Source organism: Thermobacillus sp. (genome assembly GCF_003390775.1).
Taxonomy (GTDB): domain Bacteria; phylum Bacillota; class Bacilli; order Paenibacillales; family Paenibacillaceae; genus Thermobacillus; species Thermobacillus xylanilyticus.
Window position 1 is genome coordinate 1 of the sequence record NZ_QEWA01000009.1, and the last position, 10,624, is coordinate 10,624.

Sequence of the window (10,624 nt, forward strand, 5' to 3'; positions counted from 1 at the left end):
TCTGGCTGCCGCCAAGAACCACTGTGGTAACCTCGACGCATGGATTCGCAGGCGACTGCGCATGTGTCTGTGGAAACAATGGAAGAGACCCAAGACCAGATTGCGTAATCTCCGTGCACTCGGCGTGTGTGAAAAACGGTGATAAAATCCCCAAAAGAAACGGTTGAGAATTCCCCACCCTTATCACAGACTCTCTCCCTGGAGGGAGAGAGACATCATGATCCGAAATGGGGAGTTCTATATGATCCACGAGATAAAAAAACGGGGAATGAGCATCTCTCAGATCGCCAACGAGTTGGGCAGAGACCGAAAAACAATCCGCAAATGGCTTCAGCAATCCGAGCCAGCCTATTACCAGCGTCACGTCAAGCGACCGAGCAAGCTGGATCCTTTCAAAGATTACATCCGTCGACGCATGGAAGAGGGCTGCCTAAACGCCAACGTCATCTTCGATGAGATCAAGGCCCAAGGATATACCGGCCGCAAAACCATTCTGCGCTCCTTCATGCAGCCTCTCCGTCCATCCGTCCTATCGAAAGCGACCGTGCGTTTCGAAACCTCTCCCGGCTATCAAGCCCAAGTCGACTGGGGCCGGTTCCGGGTGGAGTGGAACGGGGAGCCGAAGCGGCTGTATGCGTTCGTCATGGTGTTAGGCTACTCCCGCGTGATGTACGTCGAATTCACGGAGGACGAAAAACTCGAAACGCTCATGGGCTGTCATCTGCGGGCGTTCGAATACTTCGGCGGTCGTCCGGAAGTCGTTCTGTACGACAATATGAAAACCGTGGTCGCGGACTTTGACGAACGCGGACACGCCGTCTGGAATGAACGGTTTGCCCGTTTCGCGGCACATCACGGGTTTCTGTTGCAGAGCTGCCGTCCCTACCGGGCCAGAACGAAAGGCAAAGTGGAAAACGGCATCGGCTATGTCCGCAAAAACTTCTGGCCACGTGTCCGAACCTTCACCGGTCTTATCTCAAGAACGGACGGATTCGGATTTATCATGGGGAACAGCTTGTGGCCGAGCACCCCAAGGCGACGGGAAAACATCAACGCATCGTCAATGAAAAACACTTCGAGGGACTGCAAACCACCAGCCGGCATAAGATTCCCCAACCGATGCCCAGGCTTCTTCCGCAAGCGATCCCCGAAGTGTTGGAACGCGACTTATCCGTCTACGAGCAGTTTACCGATGAGGCGGTGAACGTATGACGACGCTATTGTATGAGCGCCTGCAAGACGCCTTTCAAGCGTTCGGATGGACGCGGATTCCCGAGGTAGTGGATCATCATGCCGAGGAAGCCGCCAAGCACAATATATCGTATTTGGAGTTTCTGGACAAGCTGCTGCAGGAAGAGCTTCTGGCCAAACGGGAACGGTTTGTCCGCATGAAGACGCGGATGGCCCGCTTGCCGTTTCACAAAACGTTGGATCAATTCGATTTCAGCTTTCAACCGTCCATCGACGAACGGCGGATCCGGGAGTTGGCCACGCTTCGGTTTCTTGCGCACCGGGAGAACCTGATCTTTCTGGGACCTCCCGGCGTCGGTAAGACCCATCTGGCCGTGGCGATCGCGCTCGAAGCCATCAAGCAGCGGTACACGGTCTATTTTACGACCGCTCACGATCTGGTGGAGACACTCCAGCAAGCTCATCAGAACAACACGATCCGGCAGAAGATCAAAATGTTCACCAAGCCGAATTTGCTCATCATTGACGAAATTGGGTATCGAAGGATGGAGGACACGGCCGCCCACTTCTTCTTCCAGATCGTATCCGAACGATACGAGACCGGATCGATCATCTTAACGTCCAACAAAACGTATGGCGCATGGGGCGAGATCTTTGGCGATTCGGTCTTGGCGACGGCGATTCTGGATCGACTGTTGCACCATTCGACCACGATCAATATCAAGGGCGAAAGCTATCGCATCAAGGAAAAAAAGAAAGCCGGGTTCTTCCGTCCGGAAGGAGCCGAGGACAAACAAGAGTAGGTGGAAAAATTCGGCGCGAACCCGTCCCCTGATGGGGCGCATGAAATCGACCCAACTGGGGAATTTTCAGCCGATTATTTTGAGGATTTTTCAATCGGTCTTGACAGTGCCCGAATGGGCGGCTCGAATGATGGCGAACTCACGCCGTGGTCCGTGGGAAATGTCCCGTAACACAAACAATGCCCTTCCGACTTCCTACCGGGAAGCGAAAGGGCTGAAAAGTCTGCTTTCTCGTTACCTGGAACTTTGTTAACCTTACGGAACCGCCGTATGCGGACCCGCATGTACGGTGGTGTGAGAGGTCGGGGGCTAGCCGCCCCCTCCTACTCGATTATGGGAAGCCTCTGCGGGAGAGGAGATCAGCCTGCGGATGCCGCCTTGGCTGCGGTCTCTTCGCCCATTTTCGCGATGTTTTCGTAAGCTTGCTCGACCGTTTGCTGACCGAATTGGACAGCTTCGATTTGCGCTTTGAAGTAGTCCGTCCACTCCGTCCAGCCCGCTGCCGTACCGTAGAACGGAAGCGCCTTGTCGACCGATACGTCGTACAGTTCCTTGCCGATGATGTCGCGGCGCTGCATGTTCGGTTCGAGCAGTTTGTAGATCGCTTCGTTGATCGGAATGCCGCGCGTCAGACCGAGCGTTTTGCCCGCTTCTTCGTCCGTGATGAACCATTTCACGAACTTCTTCGCTTCTTCCAGATCCGGCGTGTTGGCATAGACGGACAGGAAGATCGTCGATTGCGCCCAGCCGCCGCCCGCGGGACCCGTCGGGACGTTGACGACGCCGACTTGACCCGGAAGCAGGTCTTCCAGCGCGCTGACCGAACCGACCGACGCGCCGCGCGTCATCACTTTGCCGGATGCCATCGGGTCGGCCTGCGGGTCGTTCTCGAGGAACGAAGCGGACATTTCAGCCGGCGGTACGATGCCTTGTTTGCGGAATTCGGCTAACGTGTTGAAGAATTCAATGAACAGATCTTTGTCCAGGTTGAACTTCTTGCCGCCGTCTTCCATGATCGGGCCTTTGCCCATTGCCGTTTGATAGTATTGATAGCCGTCCCACGTGTTGACGTCGCCGATCGGGTAGATGCCTTCCGGGAGTTTCTCGCGAGCTTCACGAGCCCAGTTGAAGTAATCTTCCCAGGTCCAGTCTTTCCACGGGAGCTTGATGCCGTATTCTTCGAGCTTCGTCTTGTTGTAGGCGTAGCCTTGCGCGTTCAGGGAGAGCGGAATGCCGTACAGCTTGCCGTCGATCTTCAGGTTCTCGATGACGTTGTCCGCGACGATACCCGACAGATCGATGTCGGACAGGTCGGCGAGAACGCCCTTCGAAGCATAGTCCTGAATGTACGCTGCGTCCATTTGCAGCACGTCCGTTACGGTCTTGGATGCGACAAGCGTCGGCAGTTTTTGCCAGTACGCGTCCCATGCCATGTATTCCGGCTTGAACGTGACGTTCGGATTTTGCTTCGTATAAACGTCAAGCGCAGCGAGCGTCGCTTCGTGGCGCGCGTCCGGACCCCACCACATGATGCTCAGTTCCGTGCTGCCGCCGGAGCTTTCGCCGCCGCCGCTGTTGCCGCCGGCGGACCCGTTGCTGCCGCTGTTGTCCTTCTTTCCGCCGCCGCCGCATGCCGTCACGACGAGGGCCAGAGCAAGCAGCATGAGGGCCAGACCTTTGGACCATGCTCGTCTCTGTTTCATCTTTACGAATCCCCTTTCTTCCAAATGGAATGAAGTGTAAACCCTGTGCCTCCCGGGCAATGCCGGAGCGTAAAGCGTTTACACTTCTACAATATCGTGATGTTCCGTTGATTTGCAGATGACGATTCTCAGAATTGTTGGATTTCTGTTAGATTTTTTTGCAATATGCGCCATGGCTCGACTCCCGTATTATGCACAGGACCTGTGCGGGATATACCCGCACAGGTCCTGGAGCAAGCTACAGCACGCGGCGCGCCGTCTTGTATTTGGATTTCCAATAGCCGGAATTCAGCGTGTTGATGCCGACCTTGTTGACCGGCGAACTGTGGATGAAGTCGCCTCCTCCGATATAAATGCCGACATGATTGATGCTGCCGTTACCGTCCGTGTCGAAAAAGACAAGATCGCCGGGCGCAAGATTCGACTTGGAGACGTACTTGCCTTGTTTCGACTGGGCGCTGCTTGTCCGCGGCAGCTTGAAGCCGTGGTGCCGGTTGTAGACCAGCTGTACAAACGCCGAGCAGTCCGAATATTTGTAATTCGTGTTCCAGGGTTCGGCGCCATACTTATAGGCAAATTTGCCGAGATACGATTTCGCCGTATTCACGATGGCGGAAGCGGACTTGCTTGCGGTGCCGGAATTCGAACCCGAAGAAGACGAATAATTGAAATAGTTTGCGGATGCGTAACCGATGGTTCCATTATAATTGACCTTCAGCCAGTACGCGTTCACTTGTTCGAGTACGGTCACGGTGTTGCCTTTGCTGATGAATCCGATTTTGCTGCCGCTTGTGCTCGGTGCTGACCGGAGATTGACTCCGCTTTTGGCAGTGGCGGTTTTGCCGCTTGTGCCCGCTATGTAATTCGTATATTTGCTGCTGGCGCTGATATAGCCGATCTTGCCGTCCTTCGTCTGTACCTTCAGCCAGTAATCGTTGACCTTCTGAATAACGTGGATGTCTTCACCTTTGCTTAGCAGCCGATATACGGATGCGCTCGTATTCGGTGCCGACCTGAGGTTGACGCCCGAGATCACCTCGGTCTCATACGTTGCGGCCGAGGCTTGTCCGGCGAAAATTCCTGCCGCCAATGTCAGGGATAAGCCAAGACTGGTCAAACGTTTCATTATTGCTCATCTCCTCCTTTGCAATTCATGCTAACGCAAAAAAAGTGGAGGGGAAACGATAAAAAATTACCAGTTGCAGTTGATTAAATTCCAAATTATGTATTTTTGCAACATATCTCTACATTAATAAAATGGGGCACGGTTTGCAGCACAGATTTGCCAATGTCTTCAAGGTCGGCGGGATGAGAATCTTCTCATCCGGGACAAAAAATTCCATTGACATTATTAAGAGAGTGGAATACTTTGGATTTATGCTGATACCGTCAACGGGACAAGCAATGAATTGCCATATCCTGCATGAATAAGGAGGATTTCAAGCATGACCGAGGAACGCAAACCCCGCATTGAGACGTTGGCCGTGCATGCCGGTCAGGAGATCGATCCGACGACCGGTTCGCGGGCGGTCCCGATCTACCAGACGACATCGTACGGTTTCCGGGACGCCGATCATGCCGCGAACCTGTTCGCGCTTCGGGAATTCGGCAACATCTACACGCGCATCATGAACCCGACCACGGATGTGTTCGAGAAGCGCGTGGCAGCGCTTGAAGGCGGCGCCGCTGCGCTGGCGACCGCGTCCGGTCAGGCGGCCATCACGTATGCCATCCTCAATATCGCGGGTGCCGGGGACGAGATTGTATCCGCCTCCAGCCTCTATGGCGGCACGTACAACCTGTTCGCCATCACGCTGCCGAAGATCGGCATCACCGTGAAATTCGTCAACCCGGACGATCCGGAAAACTTCCGGCGCGCCATTACGGACAAGACCAAAGCGCTTTACGCCGAGACCATCGGCAATCCGCGCGGCGACGTGCTCGATATCGAAGCGGTTGCCCGCATCGCGCATGAGCACGGCATTCCGCTCATCGTGGACAACACGCTGCCGAGCCCGTATCTTTGCCGTCCGATCGAGCACGGCGCCGACATCGTCGTTCATTCCGCCACGAAGTTCATCGGCGGACACGGCACGTCGATCGGCGGCGTCATCGTCGACGGCGGCCGCTTCGACTGGAAGGCGAGCGGCAAGTTCCCGGGCCTGACGGAACCGGACCCGAGCTACCACGGCGTCGTCTACACGGATGCCGTCGGACCGATCGCCTACATCATCAAGGCGCGCGTCCAGTTGCTCCGCGACATGGGCGCTTCGCTGTCGCCGTTCAACGCGTTCCTGCTGCTGCAGGGGCTGGAGACGCTGCATCTGCGCATGGAGCGCCACAGCGCGAACGCGCTGGCTGTCGCGAAGTTCCTCGAATCGCATGAAGCGGTGGAATGGGTCAACTATCCGGGACTCGAAAGCCATCCGTCCTACCAGCTTGCGCGCAAATATATGCCGGGCGGTCAAGGCGCCATCCTGACCTTCGGCATCAAAGGCGGCGTCGAAGCGGGACGGAAAGTAATCGACAATGTGAAGCTGTTCTCGCATCTGGCCAACGTCGGCGACTCGAAGTCGCTGATTATCCATCCGGCAAGCACGACGCACAGCCAGCTCGAAGGCGAAGAGCTGCTGTCCACCGGCGTGACGCCCGGCATGATCCGTCTGTCGGTCGGCACGGAGCATATCGACGACATCATCGCCGATCTCGAACAAGCCATCCGCGCAAGCCAGGCCTGATGAGCAAACAAGCGGCCCCGAACGTCATTCCGGCGTTCAGGGCCGCTTTCTCAATTGCTCGTCTCCAGGATCCATTCGGTACGCCAGCCGAGGTGGCGGCACATCCGCTCGAGCCGGCGCATGTCGCGCCGCGTTTCGATCCGTGCGCAGCCGCGCTCCCTGGCGGTCTCGGCGCTCCAGCGAAGCAGGTAAATCAGGGTATCCGCCTGCGATTCACGGAAAGCGAAGTCGATCAAATGCAGCGCATCGTCCTTGACCGCCGCTCTGACGTACCCCCAGTACTTGTCAGCGAAATAGCGGCCGTACAGCAGCGTGCGGTCTTCCGTGATTCCGTCCGGTCCGGTGATCGGTTCGGCGAAATATTTCCGCCATCCGGCGCGGGAACCGGAGGCCTCCCTGGCGGCCGCAGCCGTGAACCAGCCGTAGGATTCATCGGCGACCCGCCGCGCTTCCTCCGGCGCCCCCGCCGGCCGCCAATCTTCCGGCGGCAGATCGGGACCATCCGCCGGAACGGTGATGCTGAGCCGCCATGACCGGTACCCGGGATACCGGCCGAGCGCCCGCAGCATGTCCGATACGACAACGGCCTTAAGCTCCCGCTCGGCTGCGGCATCCAGAATGACGGGCAATGCGCCCGGCGTGCCGCGCGCAATATCGTTGCAATGGTGGACGACGACAATGCCGCTTTCCAAGGCTGGCGCCACATTCGCGGCGATGGATTCCGCGTCAATGCCCGCCCAATCGCCGGAATCGAAGCCCCCGACCGCGACATAGCCGATCCCGCTCAGCCATTGCAGATTGCGCTCGCGATAATGCAGGTAGGGAAAACGGAAAAACGCCGGGGCCGGACGCCCCGTCGCTTCCTGGTATGCGATTTCCGCAAGCCGGATTTCTTCGAGGAACAGCGCCTGATCTTCGATCTCGCCCATGCGGCGGTGATGATAGCTGTGATGCGCGAGCTCGTGTCCTCGGGCGATGATGCGGCGTGCGAGGCGGGGATGACGGTCCAGCCACTCCCCGGTGAAAAAGAACGTTCCCCGCGCGCCCTTGTCCTCCAGCGCCTTCAGCCAGCGTTCGATCGGCACGAGATCCGGCCCGTCGTCGAACGTCAGCGCAAACGCCGGCACATCCGCCCGCCCGGCATCGAGGGTTGCCCGGCCTGTGTCCGGTTGGACGGCATGGAAGACAGACCGGCTCATGTCCGTCCTTCCTCCCGAACCCGGAACCGGGGCAGGTAGGCCGCATGCGCTTCCAACAGTTCGTCGAGCAGCTTCCGCGCCGCTGCCGCCGATCCGACGAGCGGGTGGATCGTCAGCGCTTGCAGCGCCGCGTCCCTGTCGCCGTGCACCGCCGCTTCCACCGTCAATTCTTCGTAGGCTTTCACGACCTGCAGCATGCCGCGGATCTGCGGCGTGACGGGCGTAGACGGCGGCACCGGATGCGCTCCGGCCGCATCGATGACGCAGTTCACTTCGATCGATGCGTCATCCGGCAGGCAGCGGATCGCGCCGCCGTTCCGGACGTTGACGGTCTGGATGTCTTTCCGGTTGTTGCGAATCGACGAGATGAGATTGACGGCGACTTCCGAGTAATAGGCGCCGCCTCGCTGCTCGAGCTGCGGCGGTTTGACTGCGAGTTCAGGATCCTTGTACAGCTCGAACAATTCGGCTTCGACTTTCTTCACGACCTCCGCGCGCGTACCGCTCTCTTGCAGCTCCTGAAGCTGTTTCTTCAGCATCTCTTCTTTCATGTAGTAATAACGATGGTAACTGCAGGGCAGCGCGCCGATTGACCGGAGCAGTTCGGCATCCCAGCCGAGGTCGGGAATATTCTTCATCGTCAGGCCGGCCGATCCCGCCGCCCGCCGCAACAGCTCATCCGTTACATCGCGCCCCTCGACGGCAATGCGCGTCACCCAGTTCAAATGATTGATGCCGGTCCACTCCAGATCCACATCCTCCGCATCGACCCCGAACAAGCGGGCGATCTGCTTTCGCGTGCCGATCGGAAGATTGCACAGGCCGATCGTGCGGACATTCGAATATTTGAGTGCCGCTTCGGTCACAATACCGGCGGGATTCGTGAAATTGATCAGAAAAGCATCAGGCGAAAGTTCCTCGATATCCCGGCAAATGTCGAGAATGACCGGAATCGTGCGCAACGCTTTCGCGAAGCCTCCGGCGCCGGTCGTCTCCTGCCCGATAAATCCGTGCTTCAGCGGAATGGCCTCGTCCTTCGCGCGGGCGTCCAGCAAGCCGACCCTGAGCTGCGTCAGCACGAAATCCGCGCCCTGGATGGCGGATCTGCGGTCCATCGTCAGCTTCACCCGGATCGGCTTGCCGGCCTTTTCGACCATCCGTCGGGCAAGCGCGCCGACAATCTCCAGCTTATGCCGTCCTTCTTCAATGTCAACCAACACGAGTTCTTCAACAGGCAACTCTTCAAATCGCTGAATGAAGCCTTCCACCAGTTCCGGCGTATAGGATGAACCGCCGCCGATCACTGCGATTTTCAGCGGATTCCGCGCCATACCGCACCTCCGTGCATACAAGTCACTTGTCATGATATAGTGGAAAGGAGGAGTCGTCAATGAATCGGACTGAAAATTTGCAAGCGCTTTTATTGGGTGGAGGAGGAAGATCCATTGGCCCTGATCCTTGGTGTTGACGGCGGCGGTTCGAAAACGCGCGCCGTTGTAACGGACGATAGCGGCGAAATACGAGGAGAAGGACGGGCGGGCTGCGGGAACCATCAGACGAGCGGCATCGACGCGGCATTGGCCGAGATTCGCGTCGCAGCCGAACAAGCAGTCCATGAAGCGGGCGCGGCGCCGGATGAGATCGCGGCGGTCTGTTACGGATTGGCCGGAGCGGATCGGCCGGCGGATTTTGCCATCTTGCGCCCGACGCTTGCCTCGCTGCCCTACCGGAACTGGGATGTCGTGTGCGACACCATGACGGGACTGCGCACGGGCAGCCCCGACGGCATCGGCGTTGTGCTCGTCTGTGGCAGCGGCACGAACGCCGCCGGACGAAACGCGCGCGGCGAGACGATCCAGACCGGCGGATTCGGCTATCTGTACGGCGACGCGGCGGGCGGTTCCCATATGGCGGAAGAGACATTCCGGGCCGCGGTCCGTTCGTGGGAACTGCGGGAGATTCCAAGCCGGCTCACGCAAGACGTGCCCGCATGGTACGGGTTCGAAACGATGGAGCAACTGGTCAACGACTGGCTGGACCGCGGCATTTACCATGTCTCGTCTGACCTCACCCTGGTGCTGCACCGCGCGGGGGAAGCGGGCGACGAACTGGCGGTCCGCCTGCTCCGCAGCGCCGGTCGTGAACTCGGTCTGGCCGCCGCGTCGGTCATCCTCCGATTGGGCGGATTCGCCGCATTCGGAAGCCGTCCGATCCCGATCGTCCTGACCGGCTCGGTCTTGCAGAAAGGCCGCAGCCCGCATCTGCTGGACGCGTTGGAAGAGACCTTGCGCGACAGAGCCGGGGCGCCGTTCGAACTCGTCATCCCGAAGATCGAACCGGTATTCGGTGCGGTGCTGCTGGCCATGGACCGTCTCGGCGTCCGGGCTCCGGAAGACGCCTTGCAGCGCTGGGCTTCAGAATCTCCGCGATAACGCCAGGAGAGCGGATCGGCGCCGGCAACGGGGCGAGCGGGCATTCGAGGGTATCCGGGGCATTTGGGGCATACAGGGCATAAGGGCATAAGGGCATAAGGGCATAAGGGCATAAGGGCATAAGGGCATAAGGGCATACAGGCATACAGGCATACAGGCATACAGGCATACAGGCATACAGGCATACAGGCATACAGGCATACAGGCATACAGGGAATGGTGCCGTTCTCCGGCCTTTTTGTCCATATCCCCGTCGCTCAGCAAGTTGGAGTGAACCTCATACCGTATGCATCGCTCAACAAGCCAATCCGCCATTCACCGAGGCGAACATTTCATCCGGCAAATTATTCACCTGGTGAAAAATTTGCACGGCAAGCGGTTGCCGGCGCGCAATTCGCGACTGTTCTTCCTTTCGGAATTATTGTCCCGATGCCTGCGGCAGCAATCGGGCGGCAAGCGCCTTCAATTCGGCAATCATCCGGCGCGTATTCCGGTACGTCTCCCAGTCCGGGCGGCCGGGTACGGGACGGGCCCTCAACTGTTTTCGGGTCGGTGCGC

At 58.3% G+C, this 10,624-nt stretch carries 8 protein-coding genes and 4 pseudogenes; 7 read left to right on the forward strand and 5 right to left on the reverse strand.

The features are described from left to right. From C6W55_RS00195 to C6W55_RS18015, 5 genes and pseudogenes are all read left to right on the forward strand, one after another. Positions 1–127: pseudogene (locus tag C6W55_RS00195) on the forward strand (group II intron maturase-specific domain-containing protein); the annotation flags it as partial. Between the two features lie 141 nt (positions 128–268). After that, positions 269–907: pseudogene (gene istA, locus C6W55_RS18220) on the forward strand (IS21 family transposase); the annotation flags it as partial. Between the two features lie 110 nt (positions 908–1,017). Beyond that, entirely contained in the window at positions 1,018–1,212 is a 195-nt protein-coding gene (locus C6W55_RS18225) for a hypothetical protein (protein WP_483316337.1), read from the forward strand. Beyond that, positions 1,209–1,994, forward strand: coding sequence for an IS21-like element helper ATPase IstB (gene istB, locus C6W55_RS00205; protein WP_286890682.1), 786 nt, complete (start codon positions 1,209–1,211; stop codon positions 1,992–1,994). Before C6W55_RS18225 ends, istB begins: the two co-directional genes overlap by 4 nt. 100 nt (positions 1,995–2,094) lie before the next feature. Further along, positions 2,095–2,247 (forward strand): annotated as a pseudogene (locus tag C6W55_RS18015) (group II intron reverse transcriptase/maturase); the annotation flags it as partial. Positions 2,248–2,353: 106 nt separating this feature from the next. On the opposite strand, the gene C6W55_RS00210 reads toward C6W55_RS18015, so the two are convergent. After that, a complete protein-coding gene (locus C6W55_RS00210) occupies positions 2,354–3,697 on the reverse strand; it encodes an ABC transporter substrate-binding protein (RefSeq protein ID WP_286890685.1) in 1,344 nt (447 codons plus the stop codon). 238 nt (positions 3,698–3,935) lie between these two features. Then, a complete protein-coding gene (locus C6W55_RS00215) occupies positions 3,936–4,823 on the reverse strand; it encodes a C40 family peptidase (RefSeq protein ID WP_286890687.1) in 888 nt (295 codons plus the stop codon). A 319-nt stretch (positions 4,824–5,142) separates the two neighbouring features. On the opposite strand from C6W55_RS00215, the gene C6W55_RS00220 reads away from it, so the two are divergent. Beyond that, positions 5,143–6,435, forward strand: a complete 1,293-nt coding sequence (locus tag C6W55_RS00220; protein WP_015253472.1) for a homocysteine synthase — start codon at positions 5,143–5,145, stop codon at positions 6,433–6,435. A 50-nt stretch (positions 6,436–6,485) separates the two neighbouring features. Here the strand turns inward: C6W55_RS00220 and C6W55_RS00225 are convergent, their stop codons facing one another. Both C6W55_RS00225 and C6W55_RS00230 read right to left on the reverse strand, forming a co-directional pair. Beyond that, positions 6,486–7,634 (reverse strand): polysaccharide deacetylase family protein, encoded by a 1,149-nt coding sequence (locus C6W55_RS00225; protein WP_286890690.1) that lies wholly within the window; start codon positions 7,632–7,634, stop codon positions 6,486–6,488. Further along, a complete protein-coding gene (locus C6W55_RS00230; protein WP_286890692.1) occupies positions 7,631–8,965 on the reverse strand; it encodes a 6-phospho-beta-glucosidase in 1,335 nt (444 codons plus the stop codon). The genes C6W55_RS00225 and C6W55_RS00230 overlap by 4 nt, the downstream gene beginning before the upstream one ends. 114 nt (positions 8,966–9,079) lie before the next feature. Here C6W55_RS00230 and C6W55_RS00235 point away from each other — a divergent pair, with 114 nt between their 5' ends. Next, positions 9,080–10,066, forward strand: coding sequence for an N-acetylglucosamine kinase (locus C6W55_RS00235; protein WP_286890694.1), 987 nt, complete (start codon positions 9,080–9,082; stop codon positions 10,064–10,066). A gap of 418 nt (positions 10,067–10,484) precedes the next feature. Here C6W55_RS00235 and C6W55_RS18230 read toward each other — a convergent pair. Next, positions 10,485–10,624 (reverse strand): annotated as a pseudogene (locus tag C6W55_RS18230) (transposase); the annotation flags it as partial.